General features: G+C 68.3%; 20 protein-coding genes. 12 read left to right on the top strand and 8 right to left on the bottom strand.

The annotated features are described in order from the left end of the window. The first annotated feature begins 247 nt into the window (after nucleotides 1–247). The gene (locus O1R50_RS08325) at nucleotides 248–1,756 is read left to right on the top strand and encodes a serine/threonine-protein kinase (RefSeq protein WP_270109472.1); all 1,509 of its coding nucleotides are present in this window, start codon (nucleotides 248–250) and stop codon (nucleotides 1,754–1,756) included. Between the two features lie 122 nt (nucleotides 1,757–1,878). Here the strand turns inward: O1R50_RS08325 and O1R50_RS08320 are convergent, their stop codons facing one another. Then, nucleotides 1,879–2,589, bottom strand: a complete 711-nt coding sequence (locus O1R50_RS08320; protein ID WP_270109471.1) for a hypothetical protein — start codon at nucleotides 2,587–2,589, stop codon at nucleotides 1,879–1,881. A 306-nt stretch (nucleotides 2,590–2,895) separates the two neighbouring features. Between O1R50_RS08320 and O1R50_RS08315 the strand changes: the two genes are divergently transcribed. Further along, complete coding sequence (locus tag O1R50_RS08315) at nucleotides 2,896–4,266, top strand: hypothetical protein (RefSeq protein ID WP_270109470.1); 1,371 nt, start codon at nucleotides 2,896–2,898, stop codon at nucleotides 4,264–4,266. A 109-nt stretch (nucleotides 4,267–4,375) separates the two neighbouring features. Further along, complete coding sequence (locus O1R50_RS08310) at nucleotides 4,376–5,281, top strand: ribokinase (protein ID WP_270109469.1); 906 nt, start codon at nucleotides 4,376–4,378, stop codon at nucleotides 5,279–5,281. A 69-nt stretch (nucleotides 5,282–5,350) separates the two neighbouring features. Here O1R50_RS08310 and O1R50_RS08305 read toward each other — a convergent pair whose 3' ends face one another. Further along, on the bottom strand, nucleotides 5,351–8,029 hold the full coding sequence (locus O1R50_RS08305; protein ID WP_270109468.1) for a hypothetical protein: 2,679 nt from the start codon (nucleotides 8,027–8,029) through the stop codon (nucleotides 5,351–5,353). Nucleotides 8,030–8,234: 205 nt separating this feature from the next. Between O1R50_RS08305 and O1R50_RS08300 the strand changes: the two genes are divergently transcribed. The 5 genes from O1R50_RS08300 (at nucleotide 8,235) to O1R50_RS08280 (ending at nucleotide 14,575) form a co-directional block, all read left to right on the top strand. After that, complete coding sequence (locus O1R50_RS08300; RefSeq protein WP_270109467.1) at nucleotides 8,235–10,331, top strand: glycoside hydrolase family 36 protein; 2,097 nt, start codon at nucleotides 8,235–8,237, stop codon at nucleotides 10,329–10,331. Nucleotides 10,332–10,356: 25 nt separating this feature from the next. After that, a complete protein-coding gene (locus tag O1R50_RS08295; RefSeq protein WP_270109466.1) occupies nucleotides 10,357–11,670 on the top strand; it encodes an ABC transporter substrate-binding protein in 1,314 nt (437 codons plus the stop codon). Between the two features lie 85 nt (nucleotides 11,671–11,755). Then, nucleotides 11,756–12,646 (top strand): carbohydrate ABC transporter permease, encoded by an 891-nt coding sequence (locus tag O1R50_RS08290; protein ID WP_270109595.1) that lies wholly within the window; start codon nucleotides 11,756–11,758, stop codon nucleotides 12,644–12,646. A 35-nt stretch (nucleotides 12,647–12,681) separates the two neighbouring features. Beyond that, nucleotides 12,682–13,521, top strand: a complete 840-nt coding sequence (locus tag O1R50_RS08285) for a carbohydrate ABC transporter permease (RefSeq protein ID WP_408612645.1) — start codon at nucleotides 12,682–12,684, stop codon at nucleotides 13,519–13,521. A gap of 25 nt (nucleotides 13,522–13,546) precedes the next feature. Continuing rightward, nucleotides 13,547–14,575, top strand: a complete 1,029-nt coding sequence (locus tag O1R50_RS08280) for a LacI family DNA-binding transcriptional regulator (protein ID WP_270109464.1) — start codon at nucleotides 13,547–13,549, stop codon at nucleotides 14,573–14,575. Between the two features lie 8 nt (nucleotides 14,576–14,583). Here the strand turns inward: O1R50_RS08280 and O1R50_RS08275 are convergent, their stop codons facing one another. Further along, nucleotides 14,584–15,411, bottom strand: a complete 828-nt coding sequence (locus O1R50_RS08275) for an alpha/beta fold hydrolase (RefSeq protein ID WP_270109463.1) — start codon at nucleotides 15,409–15,411, stop codon at nucleotides 14,584–14,586. A gap of 87 nt (nucleotides 15,412–15,498) precedes the next feature. On the opposite strand from O1R50_RS08275, the gene O1R50_RS08270 reads away from it, so the two are divergent. The 4 genes from O1R50_RS08270 to O1R50_RS08255 all read left to right on the top strand — a co-directional run bounded on the left by O1R50_RS08270 (nucleotide 15,499) and on the right by O1R50_RS08255 (nucleotide 19,271). After that, a complete protein-coding gene (locus tag O1R50_RS08270) occupies nucleotides 15,499–16,236 on the top strand; it encodes a phosphotransferase (protein WP_270109462.1) in 738 nt (245 codons plus the stop codon). 1,596 nt (nucleotides 16,237–17,832) lie between these two features. Continuing rightward, nucleotides 17,833–18,201 carry an ArsR/SmtB family transcription factor gene (locus O1R50_RS08265; protein WP_270109461.1) on the top strand — a complete coding sequence of 123 codons (369 nt, stop codon included), beginning with the start codon at nucleotides 17,833–17,835 and terminating at the stop codon, nucleotides 18,199–18,201. Continuing rightward, nucleotides 18,198–18,683 carry an SRPBCC family protein gene (locus O1R50_RS08260; RefSeq protein ID WP_270109460.1) on the top strand — a complete coding sequence of 162 codons (486 nt, stop codon included), beginning with the start codon at nucleotides 18,198–18,200 and terminating at the stop codon, nucleotides 18,681–18,683. Before O1R50_RS08265 ends, O1R50_RS08260 begins: the two co-directional genes overlap by 4 nt. A 3-nt stretch (nucleotides 18,684–18,686) precedes the next feature. Then, nucleotides 18,687–19,271 (top strand): maleylpyruvate isomerase family mycothiol-dependent enzyme, encoded by a 585-nt coding sequence (locus tag O1R50_RS08255; protein WP_270109459.1) that lies wholly within the window; start codon nucleotides 18,687–18,689, stop codon nucleotides 19,269–19,271. A 68-nt stretch (nucleotides 19,272–19,339) separates the two neighbouring features. Here O1R50_RS08255 and O1R50_RS08250 read toward each other — a convergent pair whose 3' ends face one another. The 5 genes from O1R50_RS08250 to O1R50_RS08230 all read right to left on the bottom strand — a co-directional run bounded on the left by O1R50_RS08250 (nucleotide 19,340) and on the right by O1R50_RS08230 (nucleotide 22,790). Further along, nucleotides 19,340–20,098 (bottom strand): glycoside hydrolase family 12 protein, encoded by a 759-nt coding sequence (locus O1R50_RS08250; protein ID WP_270109457.1) that lies wholly within the window; start codon nucleotides 20,096–20,098, stop codon nucleotides 19,340–19,342. 262 nt (nucleotides 20,099–20,360) lie between these two features. After that, nucleotides 20,361–20,903 carry a sugar O-acetyltransferase gene (locus O1R50_RS08245; protein ID WP_270109456.1) on the bottom strand — a complete coding sequence of 181 codons (543 nt, stop codon included), beginning with the start codon at nucleotides 20,901–20,903 and terminating at the stop codon, nucleotides 20,361–20,363. Nucleotides 20,904–20,993: 90 nt separating this feature from the next. Next, nucleotides 20,994–21,128 (bottom strand): hypothetical protein, encoded by a 135-nt coding sequence (locus O1R50_RS08240; protein ID WP_270109454.1) that lies wholly within the window; start codon nucleotides 21,126–21,128, stop codon nucleotides 20,994–20,996. A gap of 16 nt (nucleotides 21,129–21,144) precedes the next feature. Beyond that, nucleotides 21,145–21,564, bottom strand: a complete 420-nt coding sequence (locus tag O1R50_RS08235; RefSeq protein ID WP_270109453.1) for a hypothetical protein — start codon at nucleotides 21,562–21,564, stop codon at nucleotides 21,145–21,147. A gap of 473 nt (nucleotides 21,565–22,037) precedes the next feature. After that, nucleotides 22,038–22,790 (bottom strand): glycoside hydrolase family 12 protein, encoded by a 753-nt coding sequence (locus O1R50_RS08230; protein ID WP_270109452.1) that lies wholly within the window; start codon nucleotides 22,788–22,790, stop codon nucleotides 22,038–22,040. Nucleotides 22,791–23,081: the final 291 nt, after the last annotated feature.

The raw sequence follows: 23,081 nt of genomic DNA, 5'->3' as shown, positions 1-23,081 counted from the left end.
GGGGTTTCGGAAACTGAATCGGTTAAGCCGATTACAGAATATCCATAGGTATTCATCGATGTCAACGGCTGCAATCCCTGATCCGGACCCAGCCGGTCTGCTTGACCGGTTCGGGAACGCGCTCGGAACGCGCGCTGTCCGGGACGGAGGCGGACGCCCGCGGGCCCTCTCCGGCGGGCTGGGATCGCCTAGGATTGTTGGGCATTGACCGCCCTGCCCACCCCTGAGCCCGTTGCGAGGTGCAGCCGTGGAACCCGGATCGCTGATCGTGGGCCGCTATCGACTCGACGCGCCGATCGCCTCCGGCGGGATGGGCACCGTGTGGCGCGGCTTCGACACCCGCCTCAAGCGGGCGGTGGCCGTCAAGATCCTGAAGTCCGGCTTCGAACGCGACGAGAACGCCCGCGCCCGCTTCGAGCACGAGGCGCAGGCCGTGGCCTCCCTGCGTCACAACGGCATCGCCGCCCTCCACGACTACGGCGAGACGGCCGACGAGCAGGGTGCGATCCTCTCCTACCTCGTGATGGAGCTGATCGAGGGCCGCTCCCTGGCGGAGGTCCTGCTCGGCGGTCCGATGGACCCGGCCGAGGCGATGCGCCTGTGCGCCCAAGTCGCCGGGGCCCTGCAGGCCGCCCACGAGGCGGGCATCATCCACCGAGACGTCAAGCCCGCCAACATCATCCTCGACGAGCGCGGCCGCGCGGTCCTGGTGGACTTCGGCATCGCCCTCTCGGCCGGGCGCACGGCCATCACCGAGTCGGGCCTGCTCCTGGGCACCCTCTACTACGCCTCGCCCGAGCAGCTCGAAGGCCATGAACTCACCATCGCCACCGATGTCTACTCGCTCGGCGCGGTCGCCTACGAATGTCTCGCAGGGACACCGCCGTTCACCGGCGACACGGCCGGGACGATCCTCAACGGACACCTGAACCAGCCCCCGCCCCAGTTCCCGGAGACGGTGCCGCCCGCGCCCGCCGCAGTTGTCTTCCAAGCCCTCGCCAAGAGCCCCGAGAACCGCTGGAATTCGGCATCGGCCTTCGCCGAAGCGGGCCTCCGTGCCGCCGAGCACCCTGAAGAGCCCCATGCCGACCCCGCCCTCTTCGCACCGGCCCCGGCGATGCCCGCGCCGACCGGCCCGCATCCGTTCCCGGCTCCGGTGCTCCCGCCCCGGCCCTCCAAGCGCAAGCGGCTCATGGTCATCATGCCCACCGCTGCCGTCGCGATCGTGGCCGCCGCCGCGGCCGTGATGCTCTCGCCCTGGTTCAGCGAGGCCGGAGACGGCGGCGGCGAACAGGGCACGCTCGCGGTCGAAGGCGCATCCTCCGCCAGCGAAAGGGCACCGGCGGCGGCCGCCACCTCGACCCCGGGACCGTCCGCTTCGGAGACCACGAGCACCGCTGCGGCCGAGGCCGACGGGAAGACGACCGAGCCTGCTGACGACGGCGGCGCCGAGGAGGCCATAGGCGGCGAGGATGAGAACGAGCCGTCTCAAGGCTCCACCGAGGACGATTCGGGCACGGTCGAGGGCAGTCCGCCGAACCTCCCCGACGTGCGCGGCATCGACTACATCGACGCCAGGGACGAACTCGTGTCCCAAGGCTGGGAGAAGGTATCGCTGGTGCCGGACTCGAACGACCCGGACAACGGCCAGACCGAATGCAGTGTCCTCTACCAGGACCCGGACCCCGGCAGCCCGACCGACTACGACACCCCGATCACCTTGACGTACCTCGAATTCGCGGACGGCAACTGCTAGGGCGGAACGTGGAACGCGGCAGGCGGGATTCGCGCGCCCAGGCGCGATGCGGCGCCGGACCAGTTCACGCCACGATCGCGCCGCACAGGCCGTGCCTGTGCGGCGCACTCGATCCCTTGCCGCTACGACAGGAAGCTCCCGTACGGTCCGTTGCGGATGCCGTTCTTCTGCTGGTCGTTGAAGTGGCAGTTCGGGTACGAGTAGAACGACGCCGACATCGGGGTGCCGTCCGTGTAAGTGGAGTCGGGCAGGCCGAGGGCGTGGCCCATCTCGTGCACCATCCCGCCGTACCAGCGGTTCATATCGCCGCCGAGGCCCGCCGCGCCGTCGGCGTCGTGGCCGGACAGGATCGCCCAGCCGCCGCCACCGCCCCCGCCGGAGACGCCCTCCTTCTCGGCGCTGATCTCGCCGATGTTGATCCACCGCCTGTCGGGCGCGTTCAGGCCGAGCCTGCGCATGAGCTCCTGCTGCATGTTGAACACCACCCACCAGTACTCCTCGCCGCCGTTGGGCGTGTTCTCGTACCAGGCCGCGTCGTGTTCTCCCGCAACGACTTCCACCACCGGGTCGTTGAGCTTGAAGGTGACGCCGAGCTCCTGCCGGTAGTAGCGCTGGGTCTCGCGCATGACGTTCGCGATCCCGTCCGGGTACCCCTGGTCGTACGGCACGTCCGTGGGCCGCAGCCAGTAGACGCGGACCGTGCCGTTCGGCGGGGCGGCGCTCGCGCCTTCTGCGAACGCGAGGGAGCCGAGCGCCCCCGCCGCCGGTGCGGCGACTGCGCCGAGCAGCGCGGCGCGCCGCGAGAACCGGGTCGACGATTGCCGTTCTTGCATTGCATACCTCCGTGAGTGTCGGCAGGTAAGGCCGGTAGCCACCCGAAACATCCGAAAAGGTTTTCGGATGACCTTTTCGCCATACTATGGCCCGCACCGGAGTCGGTCAATCCATAGACTCCCATCTATAGTTTCCGAAACTTGGAAGCCCGGCACCGTGCGAGCGGTCCTCGCGCTGTGGGTAGGGTCGGCTTGCTAGATCCACATTCCATCGGCGGCCTCGGGCCGCCCGTGGGCATATCGAAGGACGAAACCGGCATGAGTAAGCCTTCGCAATCTCCGGCTTCCGATGAACGGAAGCCCCGCTTGGCGAACTGGAAACGCGTCTCCATAGTGGCCGCCGCCGCGGCCGCACTGTTCGCGGGAACGACGGTGGCCACGGCCCTGGCGTTCCCGTCCACCGACCCGGAGCCCTCCGACGAGGCGGCGTCCTCCCCGACGAGCGCCTCCGAAACCGCCTCGACCACCGAAGCGGCTCCCGACGCGGCCGCGCTCCCCGGGCCCTCCGCATCACCATCGCCCGAAGCGGCCGGTGACTGCGACCGGGTGCCCAGCGGCACACCGGAAGTCACGATCACCGAAGTGGACACCGGAGGCGGCGTCATCGGCAACGGGCAGGAGGGCGACACCGACCGCCTGCCCATGGCCATCGCGGCGAGGCCCGGCGGGTCCTGGCTCGCCTGGGTCGGGACCGACGACAAGATCCACCTCGGCAAGCTCGACTGCGAGGACCGGCTCGAAGGCGACCCGATCGCGTTCGAGGGCCTCGACCTGCAGGACGTGCAAGCCGATGCGAACGGCGTCGTGGTCCTCGTGACCCGCGAAGGCGAATGCGGGGACGGCCCGCTGTGCGGCGGGGAGTCGAGCCCCTGCAACACGATGCACTTGGTGCGCTTCGACAACGACGGCAACCAGGTCTGGGAACGCCAGGTCACCAACCTCGGCGACGGCCTCGACGGCTACGACGACGGCGCGCGGTTCGTCTGGTGGTACCAGCACCACGGCCGGCTCGCGACCGACGGCGAGAACTATGCGGCCTACTTCGGCGTCGCGATCACCGTCGCCAACGGCGACTGCGTGGACATCCACCAGGGCGACCGCATGCAGGTGGTCGACGCGGACGGGAACCTCGTCGACCACGCCGACAGTTTCGAGGTCGGCTGCAGCCACAGCTGGACCACCCGCATCGTCTGGGATCCGAGCCAGGAAACGTTCGCGATGGTCTGCGCCACCGACAACGAGTGCCGGATCGCCCAGCCCGACCCGTACGAGACCGTTGCCGAAGGGACCTGCGACGGCACCCTCTTCGGCGGCGACCTCGTCCTCGCAAGCGACGGCCCGCGCTACTGGACCGCCTGGAGCCAGGGCGGTCAGGTCCGCCTCGAGCACTTCGAGCCCGGCGGCGCCAGCGTCGATCCCGGGATCGAGGCCGCCCACCCGCACCTCGTCACCTACGGGTCGACGCACATGCTGCTCGTCTGGGAGGACGGCGACGGCATGCGCGCCCAAGTCCACGACTCCGGAACCGGTGACGTCGTGGGCGAGGCGTTCGACATCGACGTGCCCGACCACGACTACCAGGCGTTCAAGGCCTACGACGACGGCAGCGTCGCCTACCCGGCCGCGGGCGGCGAGGGCACGATCCAGATCGCCCGGGTGATGCCGCTCGGCGGCTGACCCGGATCACTGGATCGGCCGACTCCGCGACCGCCCGCGAGCACCTGTGTCAGGCTTCGCATGGGCGGGTACCACCGCCCCAGTGATTCGGACTGTGGAGGCAGGCAACATGAGCGTGGTCGTCATCGGAAGCGCGAACCTCGACCTCGTCTACGAGGTCGAGCGCATCCCCGCTCCGGGCGAGACGGTGCTCTCGCGCGGACTCGCCTCCTTCCCCGGCGGCAAGGGCAACAACCAGGCGATCGCGGCCGCCCGCGCCGGGGCCGAGACGCGCTTCATCGCCGCGCTCGGGGATGACGCGGCGGCCGACGCGCTCGCCGAGCAGGCCCGGGACGCGGGCATCACGCTGCTCGCCCGCCGCGTGGAGGCGCCGACCGGCACCGCCGTGATCTTCGTGGACCGCAAGGGCGAGAACTCGATCGTGGTGAACTCGGGCGCGAACGCCCACCTCGTGGACCTCACCGAGGCCGAACTCGCCGAGATCGCCGCCGCCGACGTCATGGTCGTGCAGCTCGAGACGCCGCTGCCGACCGTGACCGCCGCGATCCGCGCGGCGCGGGCCGCCGACACGACCGTGGTCCTCAACGCGGCGCCGAGCGGCGCCTTCCCCGAGGAGCTGCTCAGCGAGGTCGACATACTCATCGTCAACGAGCACGAGGCCGCGGAGCTCGCGGGCGAGCCCGCCGGTACCGGCGAGCGGTCGCTGATGTCGGTCCTCACCTCGCACGGCTGCGACGTGGTCATCACCTTGGGCTCGGAAGGCGCCTTCGTCGGCGGCCACGGCACCGAGCCGGTCAAGATCCCGTCGTTCCCGGTCGAGGTCAAGGACACGACGGGGGCGGGCGACGTGTTCGTGGGCGCGTTCGCCGCCTCGCTCGACCGCACGGCCGACCAGCGCTCGCTCGTCGCGGCCACCGAGTTCGCGACCGCCGCCTCGGCGCTCGCGGTGCAGCGCAAGGGCGCGGGCCCCTCGATCCCGACCCTGGACGAGGTGCGGAAGCTGCAGGCGTCCTGAGCGAGCCCGCGGGGCCGATACGACGAAGGCCCTGTGCGGTTCGCGCACAGGGCCTTCGCTCTGGTTCGGCTAGCGGGCGGCCGTCGTCGGTTCGCCGATCAGGCGCGGGGCGATGACGACCCGGTCGATGTTCGGCGCCCACGCGGCGGCGTTGCCCAGCCGCAGCGTCTCATCCGCAGTGGACAGTGTCACCGGGATCGTGCGCTGCGAGAAGCTGTTCCACGAGTACGTGTAGCGGAAGTACGCGTGGCCCACCTGCTCGGTGCCCTCCTGGACTTCGAGCAGCCGGTCCACGACCTGCGGGTTGTAGTCGTGCTGGCCGGAGGTCTCGGCGTTGGCGTAGTGGACGGTGAGGTCGTAGTCCCCGGCGGCGGCGAAGCCGTCGCGGGCGATCTCGACGGTATTGGCGGTGCCGTTGCCGATCCAGCCCGCGAAGGCGTTCCCGGAGGCGTTGGTGCCGGTGCTGTCGGCGAGCGTGGTGATCGAGGCCTGGCCGTGGAGCGTCATGTCCTCGGCCTCGACGGTGACCGCGGCGTCATCGGCGGCGCGGTCGCGGATAGTGGTGAGCGACTGGACGACGGCGCCGTCGGGGGAGTGGAGTTCGATCTCGTTGATGCCCTCGTTGAGATGCACCGTGGCGTTCGAGCGCCACTTCCCGGCCGCATCGGCGTCCACTGCGGCGACGGTGTCGCCGTTCACGGTGAGCTCGACCGAGGAGGCCTTGGTCGAGGCCCAGTCGACCTGCACGTCGTAGTAGCCGGTCTCGATCGCCGTGGCGTACAGGTCCGCTCGGCCGTCGCCGCTGATGGCCGCGCCGCCCTTGCAGTTGCCGCTCCACTTCAGCGCTGCGCCGTCCTCGAGGCGGAAGCCCGAAGCCGGGTACAGCGTGGGTTCGCCTTCCTCCACAGAGGTCAGTGAAACCTTGTCTAGGGTGATGTCCGAGTTGGGGAGCCTGGTGGTCCCGTCGGCGCTGGAGCGGATCGACAGGGTGTGGCCGCCCGCGGTCAGGTCGACGAGCAGTTCGGCGCTGCCGCGGTACTTCCACCTGCTGTTGGCGTTGAGCGCCAGGTCGGCCGCGTACTGGATCGTGCCCGACGAGGCGTCGTCGACGAACAGCGCGTGCCTGCCCGGGACGCCGGGAGCGCCGCCGATCACCTGGAGCCGGTAGGTGCCGTCGTGCGGGACCTCGACGGTCCATTCGGCGCGGGAGCCGACCTGGTTGAAGGAGCCGACGTCCTTGCCGCCGGAGGCGAGGAACTGCCAGCCGCCGTTGGCCTTCGGGTCTTGCGTGTACACGGTCGCGGCGGTGAGGTCCATGTTTTCGGCCTCGATCGAGTCCCGCCAGGGCTGCGCGGCGGCGTCGGCCTCCACATCCCGGCTCTGGCTCGGGGTGATGACGAGCTGGTAGCCCGCGTACCGGTCGTAGGTGGGCACGTCGAGCCGCAGTTCACCGTCCTCGAGCTCGATCCCGTCGTAGGCGGCGATCACGCGCGGGGTGTCGGCGAGGCCTTCGGCGCCGGTGAGCGCGTTCTCGCGGATCTCCACGTCGACCTTGTTCCCGAACACCGATTCGTCGAGCCCGCTGAGGTCAAGGGCCACATCGCTGTCGGTGCCTCCCCAGAGGACGGTGGCCCTGCGGTTGGCGTCGTCGACCGCGCCGATGCCCTGGAGGGTGTCGACGCCGTTCGGGGTCGGCGGGGTCACGCGCACGGTCTCGCTGCCGTCGAGGTCGCCGTACCACTTGAACATCCACCAGCCCGCGTTCGCGCCGTTCGGCCGGGCGGTGTTGTCGGAGAGGTTGCCCGCGTAGTTCCAGTACGCGGTCTGGGCGTCCACCTTGGTGTCCTCGAACATGGTGAACCACTGGATGAGCTGGCCCGGGACGCTCATGTCGCGCAGCATCCCGTACTCGGTGATGTTCACCGGGATCGGGTCGAGGCCCAGGGACGCTTCGAGTTCGCGGTAGTCGGCGAAGTTCTGCCGGTACGAGCCGAGGTTGTTGATGCCCAGCTCATGCCAGATGAAGATGTCCGGCAGGGAGCCGTTGGCCTTCGCGAACTCCAGGATGTCGGCACTGCGCTCGGGCTGCCAGCGGGTGTCGCCGGGGCCGCCGATGCGGGCGTGGCCGAGGCCGTGGCGCTCCCAGACCTCCTGGATCTTCTCGTAGGCGGCCTGCCAGTCGGCGAGGAACTGGTCCTTCTGGTTCGCCCAGTCGGGGTACCAGTTGCCGCCGTCGGGTTCGTTGTAGGGGATGAAGACGTAGTCCTCGGGCCGGTCGGAATCGGTGGCGACGGCCTCGGCGACGAACTCGACGACCTCGAGGTAGTCCCAGACGCCGTTCGCGCCTTCGGTGTAGGTGCCGTCCTCCAGGTTGTAGGTGCGGGTGTCGCCGGGGCGCTTGCCGCCGTGGTAGGCCCAGTCGGGGTAGTAGTCCTGCACGTAGATGTACATGTCCTCGCCGTGCTTGGCGAAGAAGCCGTCTTCGATCTTGATGGCGTCGCCGGACGGGTGCTGGGTCCCGTAGGGCGCCTTCTGGGACGAGTTGGTGATGTGGGCGCCGTTGATGAGCGACTGGGTGGGAGCGCCTTCGTCGCCGAAGCCGTAGAGCGTGCCGGACGCGCCGCCGCGGAAGTCGCCGGTGCGGTCGGCGAAGTCCACCGCCACCACTTCAGGCTCGGCGCCGGCCGCCGGCGTGGCGAGACCGGTGACGGCGGTCGCGGCGACCGCCGCGGCAGCACCAGTGCTCATGAGTCTCCTCAACATCAGGGGTCCTCTCTTCATTGAGATGGGGGTATTTCGGGCCGTCGGGCCGCAGGTAGACCGTACCGATTCTTGATAACGATTTCAAGACATGACTTGAAATCGATTTCAGAATTGGGCTAGGGTTCGAACCGTTGAACGACACCGCGGCCGACTCCCGTCCGCGATCCCGACATACGGACAAAGGGGTATCGTGACCGATCAGTTCTCCTGGGGCAGTGGACGTCTCGAGTTCGGATTCGCTTGGGGCGCCGACTCGCCGGTGCGCATCACCGCCGTCACCCGCGACGGCGCCGCGATCCCGGTGCACGCGGTGCCCCTCGTCGAGGTCACGACCGCCCAGCACGGCAACAGCCCCGGCGCGGACCGCATCTCCCACACCGAGCTCGGCCTGGCCCTCCGCTACGCCTCGCACGCCGAGGAGCGGGACGGCGGCACCCGCACGCTGGCCATCCGCCAGACCGCGCCCGGCGTCGAAGCCGTCATCACCCTCGAAATCCTCGACACCGCCGAGGCCGCCGTGCGCTCCCGCGTCGAAGTGCGCGCCACCGGCGGCACCACGCTCGTGCTCCGCTCCGTCGCCTCCTGGAACGCCGGGTTCACCCGGCCCGGCACCGTCGACGACGACAACCTCGCGGGCTGGCACCGCGTCCAAGGCGTCAGCGACTGGTTCGGCGAAGGCCGCTGGTCCCGCACCCCCTTGCGCGGCATCGACTTCCCGCGCCTCTCCACCCAGCTCGCCCACAGCACCCACGACCCGCGCGGCCACTACTCCGTCACCTCCGACGGCACCTGGTCCACCGGCCGCCACCTCCCCGTCGCGGGCCTCGAGACCACCGGCCTCGCCTTCGCCTGGCAGATCGAGCACAACGGCGCCTGGCGCTGGGAGCTCGGCGAAGACCTCCAAGGCGGCTACTTCACCCTCTCCGGCCCCACCGACGCGGACTCGTCCTGGACCCGCGTCCTGCGCCCGGGCGAGTCGTTCACCAGCGTCCCGGCCACCGTCACCCTGGGGCGCGACTTCACCGAAGCGGTTGCGGCCCTTACGGACTTCCGCCGCGCCGCCCGCCGCCCCCACCCCGACAACGCCGCCATGCCCGTCGTCTTCAACGACTACATGAACACCCTCATGGGCGACCCCACCACCGAGAAGCTCCTTCCGCTCATCACCGCCGCCGCCGCGATCGGCGCCGAGATCTTCTGCATCGACGCCGGCTGGTACGACGACGGCGGCAACTGGTGGCCCAGCGTGGGGGAGTGGCAGCCCTCCACCACCCGCTTCCCCGGCGGCCTCGGCGAGGTCATCGACGCCATCCGCGACGTCGGGATGACCCCCGGCCTCTGGCTCGAACCCGAAGTCGTCGGCGTCGACAGCCCCATGGCCGGCAAGCTCCCCGACGAGGCCTTCCTTCAGCGCCACGGCCAGCGTCTCGTCGAGCACCAGCGCTACCACCTCGACCTGCGCCACCCCGCCGCCATCGCGCACCTCGACGGCGTCGTCGACCGGCTCGTGAACGACTTCGGCGTCGGCTTCTTCAAATTCGACTACAACGTCAACCCCGGCCCCGGCACCGACCTGAACGCCGACAGCGTTGGCGAGGGCCTCCTCGGCCACAACCGCGCCCACCTCGCCTGGCTCGACGGAGTCCTCGACCGCCACCCCGGCCTCGTCATCGAGAACTGCTCCTCCGGCGCGATGCGCATGGACTTCGCCGTCCTCTCCCGCCTCGCCATGCAATCCACTTCGGACCAGCAGGAGTTCGCCAAATACCCGCCGATCGCCGCCGCCGCGCCGATCTCCCTCCTGCCCGAACAGGCCGCCAGCTGGGCCTACCCCCAACCCGAGATGAACGACGAGGAAGTCGCGTTCTGCCTCGTCACCGGCCTCCTCGGCCGCTACTACGTCTCCGGCCACCTCAACCGGATGACCGAAGCCCAGCGCGCCACCGTCGCCACCGCCGTCGCCACCGCGAAGCAGCTGCGCGGCGCCATCGCCACCGGCCACGCCTACTGGCCCGCCGGGCTCCCCGACTGGACCGAGCCCTGGGTCGCCCTCGGCCTGCGCGGCGAAGCCGAAGACCTCGTCTCCGTCTGGCGCCGAGGCGGAACCGCCACCACCACGCTGCACCTCCCGCACCTCGCCGGACGCGACCTCACCGTCGCCACCGTCTTCCCCGCCGACCTCCCCGAATGGAAGACCGACTGGGACGCCGCGACCGGCACCCTGACCGTGCAGGCAGGGGACGCCGAAACCGCCGCCCGAACCCTGCGCATCACCACCGATTCCTAAGTCCCTCACATAAGGAGAAAGTTCAATGAAGAACAGGTTCCGCAACGCGCTGGCGATCGCCGCCGCGAGCGCGATCGCACTCACCGGCTGCTCCGACCCCGGCGCCGACACCGGGTCCGACGGCCCCGTCACCTGGCCCGCCCAGGACGCCGACCTCTCCGGCACCACCCTCACCATCTGGGCCGCCCAGAACTCGAACACCGTGCCCGACAGCGTGATCGCGGGCTTCGAGGAGCTCACCGGCGCCGAGGTCGAGGTCGTCACCATCCCCGACCCGTACGAGCAGGGCGTCCAGACCAAGGTCGCCACCGGCGACAAGCCCGACCTCGCGTTCTGGCAGCCCACGGCCTCCCAGCTCACGGCCCTCAACGCCACCCAGAACCTGCAGCCCCTCGACGACGCCCCGTGGCTCGACGCCTACCAGCCCGAACTGCGCGACATCACCGGCATCCTCGACGACACCCGCTACGCCACCCTCATCACCACCCCGGCCGTCGAAGGCGTCTACTACAACAAGGAGGTGTTCGCGGCCAACGGCATCACCGCGACCCCCACCGACTGGGACTCCTTCCTGCAGACCGCCCGCGACCTCAAAGCCGCCGGCGTCACCCCGTTCCACGAGATGGCCGCCGACAAATGGGCCACCCAGTGGTGGGTCCAGGTGCAGCTCGCCGACGCCGCCGCCGACGGCCTCTGGGACCGCGTGAACGCGAACGAGGAGTCCTTCACCGATCCGACCATCCAGGGCGCCATCGACAACTACAAGGCGCTCATCGACGAAGGCCTCTTCAACGAGGACATCAAGACCGCCACCTTCGAAGACCAGGGCGCCGCGCTCCTCGCGGGCGACGCCGCCATGGTCATGCAGGTCAACTCGTTCTTCGGCCAGCTCCAGTCGCTTGCCGACACCGAAGAGCTCAACCAGAAGATCGGCTTCTTCCCGATCTCCCCGTCCGGCAACACCGGCACCTTCATCCCCGACCAGTCGAACGCCCTCGTCGCCTTCAAGACCGGCGACGAGAAGCGCGAGGCCGCAGCCCGCCAGCTCCTCTCGTACTGGATGGGCGACGGCTACCAGGACTTCGTGAACGCCCAGTCGACCGTCTCGCTCCAGACCGGCGTCGAGACTCCGGCCGACGTCCCCGAAGCCCTGCTCACCGTCAGCGAATCGGTCGGCACCTCCGTCGGCTCCATGCAGGCCCTGGCCATCGCCAACCCGGACCTGTACCTCTACCTCGCCGACATGATCCAGGGCACCAAGACGCCCGCCGAGGTCGCCGAGGCCACCCAGTCCCAGTTCGCGGAACTCGCCAAAGCCCAAGGCGCCGAAGGCTTCTAATCGGAGGGGCGCCGGGCAAGGGTCAACCCCGGCGCCCCTCACACCCGCAACGCCGCTACCAGGAAGGCCGAACTCCGTGACCACCATGCTCGCCAAGGGCAAGGCAGGACCCCGCCGCCAAGACCATCCGCTGTGGTTCCTCATCCCGGCGCTCGCAGTCCTGGTCGTGTTCTTCCTCGTCCCCACCGTCTTCAACTTCGTCTACGCCTTCACCGACTGGTCGAGCTTCAAGAGCGCCATCAACTTCGCCGGCGTCGACAACTTCACCTCGCTGTTCTCCAACGGCACCCTCGTCAACGCCCTCAAGGTCACCCTCGTCTACGCCGTGCTCGTCGCGATCTTCCAGAACGCCTTCGGCCTCGGCCTCGCGCTGCTGTTCGAAAAGGACACCCGAGTCAACCGCGCCGTGCGCGTCGCGTTCTTCGTCCCGGTCATCATGTCCGCGCTGGCGGTCGGCTACATCTTCCAGGCGCTGCTCAAGCCCGACGGCGCCCTGAACGGCATCATCGGCTGGTTCACCGGCACCGAGGTCTCCATCCCGTGGCTGGGGAGCACCACCTGGACCATCGTGGTCGTCGCGATCGTCCACGCCTGGAAGTGGATGGGCCTCTCGATGCTCATCTACCTGGCCGGGCTCAAGACCATCAGCGAGGACGTGCTCGAAGCGGCCCGCCTCGACGGTGCCGGGCGCTGGACCATGTTCCGCTCCATCCGGTTCCCGCTGCTCGCCCCGGCCGTCACGTTCAACGTCGCGACCGCGCTGCTCGGCTCGATGAACGGCTTCGACATCGTGCAGGCCACCACCGAAGGCGGCCCCGGCGGCACTACCGAGCTGCTGAACATCTTCATCTTCCGGACCTTCGGGCAGGGCCTGTTCGCGCAGGCCACGACCATGAGCCTGGTGCTGTTCCTGCTGGTCACCATCCTGGCCTTCCCCGTGATCCGGTTCCTGCGCAAGCGAGAGGACGTGCTGTGACCATCACCGCCGAACGGCCGGACACGGCCACCCGCATCGCGCCGGCCCGCCGCAAGCCCCGCCGCCGCTTCCCGGTCCAGCCGGTCGCGGCGATCCTCGTCGCCGTCCTCGTGCTCGGCGTCCCGTTCTGGCTCGTGATCGCGACCGCCGCGAAGGACCAGGCGGAGGCCCTGAACCCGGACCTGTCGCCGCCCAGCGAATGGCGTCTCTTCGACAACTTCGCCCAGGTCTTCGAGGACGGCCGCATGGTCGCGGGCTTCTTCGGAAGCCTCCTCGTCATGGTCCCGGCCGTGGTCGGCGTGCTCATCCTCGGCTCGATGGCCGCGTGGATCCTCGGCCGCCGCGGCGGCCGCCTCACCGCCGCGATCTACGCGCTGGGCATCTCCGGCATCGTGCTGCCGCCCGCGGTCGTGACGATCGTGCTCCTGCTGCGCCAGCTCGGCCTCGCCGGGACCGCGCTCGGCATGATCGGCGTCTACATGGGCATGTACCTGTCCACAGTGATCTTCTTCGTCACCGGTTTCGTGCGCACGATCCCGCACGAATTGGAGGAGGCCGCCCGGGTCGACGGGGCCGGACCGGTACGCACATTCATCCGCGTGATCCTGCCGCTGCTGCGGCCGGTGCTCGCCACCGCGACCATCCTGATCTGCCTGTACATCTGGAACGATGTGTTCTACGCGCTGTTCGTGATCGGCGGCCGCCTCGACACGCTGCCGCTCAACCTCTACCAGGTCGCGAGCGCGGGTCTGTATCTCCAGAACTGGCACCTCATCTTCGCCTATATCATCCTGATGAGCCTGCCGCTCCTGATCACATTCGTGGTCGCCCAGCGCAGGATCATCAGCGGCATCACCAGCGGAGCGGTGAAATGAGCTCGAGCACCAGCGGTGCCGTCAAGTGACCGAACGGAGGACCGTGGCCAGAGCGGGCAGGAACCCGACGATCTCGGACGTCGCCGAACTGGCGGGCGTCTCGGTCCCCACGGTCTCCCGCGTGCTCACCGGGGCCGCCAAGGTGAGCCCCGCGAAGCGCGAGCTGGTCGAGGCCGCCATCGCGGAGCTGAACTTCCGGCCCAGCGCCGCCGCCCGGGTCCTGGTCTCCCGCAAGTCCCGCACGATCGCGGTGATCGCGGGCAACACCTCCCGCTACGGCTACGCGGAGACCATCCGCGGCATCGAGATCGCGGCGCGCGCCGAGGGTTACACGGTGATGATCACGGTCGTGGAGAGCGCCGACGCGGAGGAGGTCGACCGCGCCGTCTCGGCGACCCGGATGCAGACCCTCGCCGGGGTCGTGGTCCTCAAGTTCGACCCGCCCGGCGTCGCCGCGCTCCACAAGCTCGGCACGGACCTGCCCGTGGTCGCCCTCTCGGGCACCCGCGAATCCGGTGTGCCCCAAGCGGTCCTCGACGAGGCCGCCGCAGCGGAGGAACTCACGGAGTACCTCCTCGGCCTCGGCCACAAGACCGTCCACCACGTCCGCGTGCCGCCCTCCCGCCGCGTCGACGGCCGCACCTCCGGCTGGAAGCGGGCCCTGACCAAGGCTGACGCCCCGGTCCCCGCGGTCCGCGACGCCACCTGGGATCCCAAGAGCGGCATAGCGGTCGGCCGCGAACTCGCCGCCGACCCCGAGGTCACGGCCGTCTTCTGCGGCAACGACGAGATCGCCATGGGCGTCATGCGCGGGATCACCGAAGCGGGCCGCCGCGTCCCCGAGGACATCTCGGTCGCCGGTTTCGACGACCACCCGCTCGCGGAACTCTGGTCGCCACCGCTCACCACCGTGAAGCAGGACTTCGCGAGTCTCGGCGTCCGGGGCTTCCAACTCCTGAAGCAGGCCATCGACGACACCGCCGCGCGCCGCTACTCCAGCGAGCGCCCGGTCCTGGTCCTGCGCGAGAGCACCGCCGCCCCGAGAACCCGCTGACCGTCGGCTTACAACGAGAGCATCGCCGCCGACACCTCGTCGGCGGCCGTGTCGGGCAGGGCGGTCGCGGCCTGTTCGAGCACGAGCAGTCGAGCGCCGGGGATCTCGCGCGCCAGCGCCTCCCCGTTGCCGACCGGGAAGAACCGGTCTCGACGGCCGTGAACGACAAGCGTCGGTACCTCGAGCTCGGGCAGGCGCTCGCGCCAGCGTGGCCCGCAGTCGAGCTTGGAGAAGACCATGCCGAGGTGGTTGGCCATCTGGACCGCCGGTGCCGTGCTCTGTGCGCGGTCGTAGATCCGTTCGGCCCGCACGCGTGCCGCGTCGGGGTCGTCGCCGAGGATCTCCGCACCGTCGGCTGCGAACCGGGCTACGGCGGTGCGGTCGGACCAGTCGGGCATCGGGCGCGAGAAGAGCCGACCCATCGTGGCGCCATCGTGGTCGGGCAGGTCGCCGTCGACCGGGCCTGGTGCGACGGGCCGCGTCCCGACCAACGTCAGTGCCGAGAACACCTCCGAGTGGTCGAGCGCGGCGACTTGAGCGACCATGCCGCCGACACCGATGCCCGCCAAGTGAGCCGGCCGGTCGTCGAGTTCGCGGGCGAGCGCGGCGGCGTCGGCGGCGAGGTCCCGCAGCGTGTACGCGGGCGCATCGGGGTCGGCGGTCGTTGACTCGCCGCAGTCGCGCAGGTCGTAGCGCACGACATGGCGTCCGCCGCGGGCCAGCGCCTGGCAGAGCGGATCGGGCCAGGAGAGCATGGTCGTGCCGCCCGCAAGCAGCAGGAGGGGCGCGGCTCGATCACCGAAGTGCTCGACCCCGAACTTGATCTTCTCCGACATGCAGTACTCCTTCGCTTCCGGCAGCCCGGCGGCCGCAGTCGTACTGACGAGGTCTGGCGCCGAAAGTCATCGATTAGAGTCGCCCCCATGGTCGATCCCTCCACGGACGCGGTTCCGCTCGAAGGCGGGCGTATGTCGGTCGGGATCGCCCGCGTAGGCGACACGGTCCGCCGCCCGCTCTCCTCTTCTTCGGACTTCATGGCCGCGCTGCTGCGCCTGCTCGAACGGCGGGGCTTCGACGGCGCCCCGACATACCTGCGCCGGGCGGATGGAGCTGACGTTTTCTCGTTCATTCCCGGCGAGGTCCCGACCCGATTCGGCGTCTGGACGGACGACCAGGTCCAAGCGGCCGCCAGACTGCTGCGGGGGATGCACGACGCGACTCGCGGCAGCGACCTCGCCGGACGGTTCGACGTGGTCTGCCACCACGACCCCGGCCCGAACAACGCCGTCTTCCAAGACGGCGTCCCGGTCGCTTTCATCGACTTCGCCGAGGCCGCGCCCGGCGGCCGACTCGAAGACGTGGCCTACATGGCCTGGACCTGGTCGATCGCCTCGAAGCAGACCCTTCCTCTCGGGCGCCAAGCGGAACAGGTGCGGCTCATCGCCGACGCGTACGGCCTCGAAGCGGCGGAGCGGCACGTCCTGGTGGACTGCATTCTCGAACGCCAGGCCCGCAACGTGCGCTTCTGGGCCGAGTTCCAGGCCAAGCCCGCAACCGCCCCGGCCACCGCCGAGCAACTGGCCGACCGCATCGAGTGGAGCCGCCGCGAGCACGCCTTCGTCGCGGAGCATCGCGACGTGTTCGACTGGGCTTTGAGCTGATCTCGACCAGTGCCTACTCGCGCTTCGGCTACCCGCAGTACGCGGCGAATCTACGCAAGCGACCGATCTCCTCGTTGTCCGTAGCCTCGCCGCGACTTGACTTCACTTGCGCTACAACCATCAGCGACGGAACAGTGGGAGATTGACCCGGGCACGGGTGTCCGGGGCCGGGCGACTCTGGGTGAGGTTCAGGCAGTCAGCGACGGAAGCGCGGGTCGGAACCGGCTCCCTTCCGGGGCCGGGCGGCGATCCGGCCCGGCTTCAAATGGGCAGCGATGGAGGGGTGGGCGTTTGCTCGGGGTGGCTGGCCGGGGCCGGGCCGTCTTTGGCGTGCGGTTCAGGCGGGCGGCGATGGAGGGACGGGAGTTCGCCTGGGGCCGCCGGTCGGGGCCGGGTTGTCTTTGGCGTGCGGTTCAGGCGGGCAGCGATGGAGAGGTGAATGGCTGCCCGGGGTGCGTTGCCGGGGTGGGGCTGGTCGTCGCCACCCCGACAGGCGATGCGGGCCGGGCGGATTCGAGCCGGTGCCGAAGCGACCGGGCGAGTCCGGCTCGAAGCCGCAGCGACGGTGGTGGACGGCGGAGCGACAAAGCGGGCGGCGCTGCGGGAGCCGTCAGCGGCGGGCATTGCCTCGGTCGAGGTTGCGGTGGGGGTCGTGTGCATGGTCGTGGTCGTCATGTCCTTCTCGCCTCCTTCCCGCTGCTCCTCGCGCTTCCCGTGCCTCGGCTTCCCTGGCCTAGGCTTCCGGCCGGGGCCCTTCGGCTTCCGACCGGCCTTCGATCAGCGGCCCTGACCTTCCTTCGCAGGCACCAGCCGCCAGACCCCTGCCGCCGAGACGTTTCGGGGCACCGGCCTCCAAGCCTTTGCCCCTCTTGCATTTCAGGGCACTGGCCTCTGAGCCTTTGCCCCTCTTGCATTTCGGGGCACTGGCCTCCAGACCCTCACTCCCACTTGCAGATCGGGGGCCGCTGGCCTCTGCTTCCTTGGCCCTTTTGGCTCCTGATCGTCTGATCGGGCCTGGGCCTGCCGGCAGGCACCATGTGGGTGCTCGCCGCTGTCCGTCCCGGGTCTCACCCCGGTCCGGGAGTACACGCCGTGTCCCTGTCCCTGCCAGGACAGTTCAACAGCTCATCGCAAAGGGCCGTGGCCGAGTGACGCCGGAGCTCCTCATGGCTCCGACACCGATCTCAACGTCCGTGCAATGCAGGCATATGGCCAGAGGCTTATGTCGTAGTCTGCTTACCACCATATCGTTCACCTACACGGATTCCGTATCCCTGTACGTACCTCAATTATCCCCACTACAGACCCCGCCGTCATCACCCACACGCAGGGAAAACCCTCACGTTCGGCGCCCGGCCGCGCCCCAAACCCGACCAGACCCCTTGCGCCTCAACCCAACACAAACCCGCCGCCCGACATCCGAGGCCATCCATCCACCTCCCCGTCGCTGCCCATCTTTAAGCCTGAGCCTCACCTCCCGTTGACTTGATTCTGTGCTGGTCGCATCACTCAGGTAGACCCTTATTCAACCAACTGGTTGACAAATACCGGTCGACGGTCTAACGTTGTATTCAACCAAGTAGTTGAGGAAGATTCGTGGGTGACAGTACACAGCAGCTCGACCGGGCGTTCGCGGCGCTCGCCGACCCGACCCGGCGCGACCTGGTCGCCCGCCTGTCCGTCTCGGACGCGACCGTCGGCGAACTGGCAGAACCGTACGAAGTGAGCTTCCAGGCGATCTCCAAACACGTGAAGGTGCTCGAAGACGCCGGCCTGGTGACCCGCAGCCGAGACGCCCAACGCCGACCAGTCCATCTGAACCCGGAGGCCCTCGACCTGATGACACAGTGGATCGAACGCTATCGGCGCGAGGCCGAAGAACGCTACCGCCGCCTCGACGCCCTCCTGGCCCGCACGGCCCAGGACGACGAGGACCGGCGACCCGACAAGGAGCAAACATCATGACCAAGCACGAAACCCAGATCGTGGCGGATGCCAAGGTCCCGACGATCGAGATCATCCGCGAGCTCGACGCGACACCCGAACGCGTGTTCAACGCCCACGTCGACCCCGAGCTCTACGCCCAGTGGGCCGGGCCCCGCTCGACGATCATGCAGATCACCCGCTGGGACGCCCGCACCGGCGGCGAGTGGGCGTTCAGCGGCACGAGCGACGGCGGGACGTACGCCTTCTTCGGCAGCTTTCACGAGGTTCGCCCGAACGAGCGGATCGTCTGGACCTTCACTTACGAGGGGGATCCCGACAGTGTCTTTCTCGAGACGCTGACCTTCGAACCGCTCGAAGGCGGTCGCACGCGGCTGCGGGTGCTGAGCGTGACGCAGGACTTCGAGACCCGCGACGGCATGCTCGCGAGCGGCATGGACGTCGGCGTCAACGAAGGTTACGAGAAGCTCGACGAGCTGCTCGAGTCGCAGGAAGGGGCGTAGACCATGGCGCAGAGCCGAACGCTCGAGTCCGACGACCCCGCCGGGCGGCACGCGCGCGACGCAGCGTACTTCACCGCCCTGGTCGAGTCGGCGACCGCCGAAGACTGGCCCCGCCCGAGCCCGGTCGCCGCATGGACCGCCCTGGACGTCGTGAAGCACCTGGTCGAATGGCCGCGCGGCTTCCTCAAGGGGGCAGGGATCGAACTGGAGTCCTTGGACATCGACGCCGACCCGGCGGCCGCCTGGCGCCGCCACGTCACCGACATCCAGGACATCATCGAGGGCCCCGCCGGGCGCGTCCTCAGCAACCCGCACACCGGCGACAAGCCCGTGGACGAGGCGATCGACCAGTTCTACACCGCCGACATCTGGCTGCACTCCTGGGACCTCGCCAAAGCGCTGGGCCGCGAACCGGAACTCGGGCAGGAGCGCTGCCGCACCGCGCTGGCGGGCATGCAGCCGATCGACCAGATGCTGCGCGAGAGTGGACAGTTCGGGCCCGCCGTGCCCGTCGCAGACGATGCCTCTCCGCAGGACAAGCTGGCGGCGTTCATCGGCCGCGATCCGGCCTGGAGGCCCGATATCTGAGGGGGAGACGGCGAGGGCCGGGAACCGCGTTGCGGTCCCCGGCCCTCACTTGTAGCGCATACTTGCGGTCAGATGCCCGAGCCGCCGCCGGAGGTGTTGGTCCACCAGGCGTGGTATTCGTTCAGGTTGTACCGCTTCGGCACGCCGCTGGTCGAGGTGATCTCGAGGCCGAACTGCATGGTGTCGAAGGTGGTGTTGCGCAGGCGGCCGTTGTCCGCGGCCCATTTCCAGGTCGCCAAGGCGTCCACATAGCCTTCATTGTTCTGCTGGGCGGGGATGAACTGCAGGACGTTCCAGCCTGGGTCGGCCTGCCAGACCGACTGGTAGAGAATGCCGCCGATCGTCACGTTGCTCGCGATCTGCGTGCCCCAACCGCCGGCCGGTCCCTGCGGGTTCCAGCTGGTGAAGATCATGACCTCGTCCTGGTTGTTGGTGGACCAGATGTCCGCCGTCCAGTTCCACCAGTCGTCGCCGCTGGGGGCGGCTGAGGACGTGTTGTACGTGAACCCCGCGTTCGCCATCTGCGACAGGGGAGTTCCCGGCCTGACCGAGGTGTTCGGGTACGACTTGATGCCGCCGCCGGACTGGGTCGAATCGACGTACCACGAGTTGATGCTGTTGACGCGCAGGCACTGCGATTGATTGCCCTGGTTGCCCCAGACGTTGTTGTAGATCGTCCAGTCATTCTGGTGGTACTCCGCGAACGTGGCGCACGAGGAGAACACCTGCGCCTGCGCCGGGGATCCGAAGCTCAGGAGCCCGGCGATCACGAGGACGGCCAAGGCGAGCCGGGCGACAGCGGCCGACTTGCTTTTGACGAGTTTCATCTGACCTTTCCTTCTTGCGCACGGCCGATGAGGGTCACCGTACGCACACAGATCGTGTCGGAACGTACCAGGAGTGGCACCTGGTGCGATATCTAGACATTCTGGTGCATCGCATGGAGGAATGTCAATGTTTGCACGCGTAAATAAACAAATAAAGATCAGATGAATGTAATGACGCCGGCGGGTCGAGCGCGGCGACTCGTTCGAGATCGGCGCCAACGGTGTCACCGGATCCAGGTGCACTCGAAGGCGACGATCCCGGTCACCACCGGCGACGCACGGTCGCCTTGCCGCCGGTCACCAGGCTCGCCGCCGGAACGTCATCGGCCACGATCGCGCCCGCCGCGATCACGGCGTCGCGCCCGATACTGACTCCGGGCAGGATCGTCGCCCCGGCGCCGATCCATACGTTCTCCGCCACGGTGATGGGCGCGCCGGTCAGCCAGCCCCGCCGCTCCTCGGGGTCGACCGGGTGGCTCACCGTGATGAACGTGGCCTTCGGACCGATCATCGTGCGCTCGCCGATCGTGATGCCCGCGTAGTCGAGGAACGTGCAGTTCTGGTTGATGAACACCCGCTCGCTGAAATCGAGGTTCAGGCCGTGGTCGGTGAAGAAGGGCGGGTAGATCGTCACCCTCTCGGGCAGCGGCCGACCGAGGATCAGCTTGAACAGCTCTGCCTTGCCCTCCTCGTCCTCGAAGGGCAGGACGTTCAGGCGCGAGGTCAGCTCGGTGGTCCGCAGGACCCGCTCGGACATGGCCTTGAACTCGGGACTGTGGATCTCCATGAGGCGGTCGATGGACATGCTGCGATCCTTTCGGGTGCTTCGGAACTGGACGCCGTTCCAGGAAGCTTTTCCATCCTCCTGGTCGTAATCGGTTGGAGCGCAACAGGTTCACCATGCGGTCGAGTTGAGCGCATGCTCGCCCGACTCAAAGCCTGGGCGATCCTCGACCAGGCGCCCTGCGCCCCAGACTGCATCACCCAGATCGCCAAAGCCGTCCAAGTCCTCGACGACTTCGACCGCCATGCTCGGAAAGCCGGTCTCACTGCCAAACGGTGCGAGTGTGCGTTATCCCGAACCCATAGCGAGCGAGGTTGTCATGGCTGGGGGAGGCATAGGCGGCGGTGACCACAACCAGACCATTGTCCTCGCGCGCGTCAGCCAGTCGCCGGTTGATGAGCGCGGCTTGGCAACCCCGCCTTCGGAAGTCCGGCAAGGTCGGTCGCACGCCGGTGTCGGCATAGAACTCGATGACCTCATTGAGCATCCGGTGATCCGCTGACTGGTACCCGCGCACCTTGTTGTACGGCACACGCTGCGGCAGCATCGGGAGTCGAGTTGCTATCGACGCCCCAAACCGGCGAAACACCGCGCTCGGATCCTCACCGGCTGCAACCGTGAAGTCGAGCTCAGCCTTTCGCGTGATCACCGCTTCGGCCTGCTGGACCAGGTCTCTCCACATGTGTCCAGTCTCGTCGAAGCCCATTCCAGGTTGCATCAGGCTCAGTAGATCCTAGTGTGCGCGGGGAACGCAGCGCTGTGTGGACTGAAGGCTGAAACGGCATTGAATCGCCCTGATGATACGGCTGGTTCGGCGACTTCCACAGGGGCCCGGGCTGCTGATCGGTGCCGTAGGCGGCGTTGACGGCGCGCATCCGCTGGATGGCGTGGGCAAGGTCGTTCCTGGTGCTGTCGCGAGTCGATTCCGTGGCAGTGGCGCCAGGTCGCAATGATCACGAACCCCGTGCCTGCTTCCTTACGCGCCCAAAGCCTCTCAACCGGGCCTTCTACGCCACCGCGGAACTTGAGAGCACCCTGGTGTTCAGCATCTTCCGTGAACTCCCTCAGTGCCGCAGCCGAGAGCAACTGAGGGCCGGTCGATCCCAGGTGGGGGATCGACCGGCCCGCTACTGCTTGTCGCGCATCTGCTTCCGGTCAGATGCTCGATCCGCCGCCTGACGTGCTAGACCACGAAGCGTGGTAATCATTCAGCGAGTACCGCTTCTGCACGCCGCTGGTCGAGGTGATCTCGATGCCGAACTGCATGGTGTCGAAGGTGGTGTTGACCAGGAGCCCTTCGGCCGCGGCCCATTTCCAGACCGCGAGGGCGTCCACGGTCCCGCTGTTGCTTTGCTGAGCAGGGATGAGCTGCAGGACGTTCCAGCCGGGAGCGGCCTGCCAGACCTCGGCGTAGAGGATGCCTCCGATGGTCACGTCGGTCATGATCTTCGTTCCCCAACCGCCTGCCGAGGGCTGCCAGCTGGTGAAGATCATGACCTCGTCCTGGCCGCCTGTGGACCAGATGTCGCTGGTCCAGTTCCACCAGTCTCCGCTGGTGAAGGGGGCTGAGGTGGTGTTGTAGGTGAACGTCGCCGACTGCATTTGCGCCAGCGGGGTCCCCGGACTGACCGAGGTGTTCGGGTACGACTTCACGCCGCCTCGGGACTGGGTCGAGTCGACGTACCACGAGTTGATGCTGTTGACGGTGAGACACTGCGTGCCCTGCCTCTTGTTGCCCCAGACGTTGTTGTAGATCGTCCAGTCGCCTTCGGTGTAAGTGCCCCACCGGTCGCATGAGGTGTACACCGCCGCTTGCGCCGGAGTGGCGAAGCTCAGGAGGCCGGCGATCACGAGGACGACAAGCGTCATCCTGGCGAGGACGGCCGTCTTGAAGTTGAAGGATTTCATCTGACCATTCCTTCCTGCGCGCTGCCGGTCGGACCTCCGGCGGGCGCAGATCGGTATCGAAACGCGCTAGGAGGGACGCCTGAGCGCGCGATATAGGCAGTCTGCTATGTCCCACGTGTTGGTGTCAATGTTTGATCGATTCAACAAACAAATTAAGACCTGATGAATCTTGATGCGCTGCATGGGAGGAGCGGGCCTTGTCGTGGGTCGCCCGATCGAGAGGTCTGGAGCGGGATCGCTGGGCCAAACAGAACGCTTCGTGTCGATTGACTGACCATTGGGGACTCGTTG

Origin of the sequence: Glycomyces luteolus, assembly GCF_027622875.1 — a bacterium.
In the GTDB taxonomy this organism is placed as follows: Bacteria; Actinomycetota; Actinomycetes; order Mycobacteriales; family Micromonosporaceae; genus Glycomyces; species Glycomyces luteolus.
This window is presented reverse-complemented; position numbering and strand designations above follow the sequence as displayed.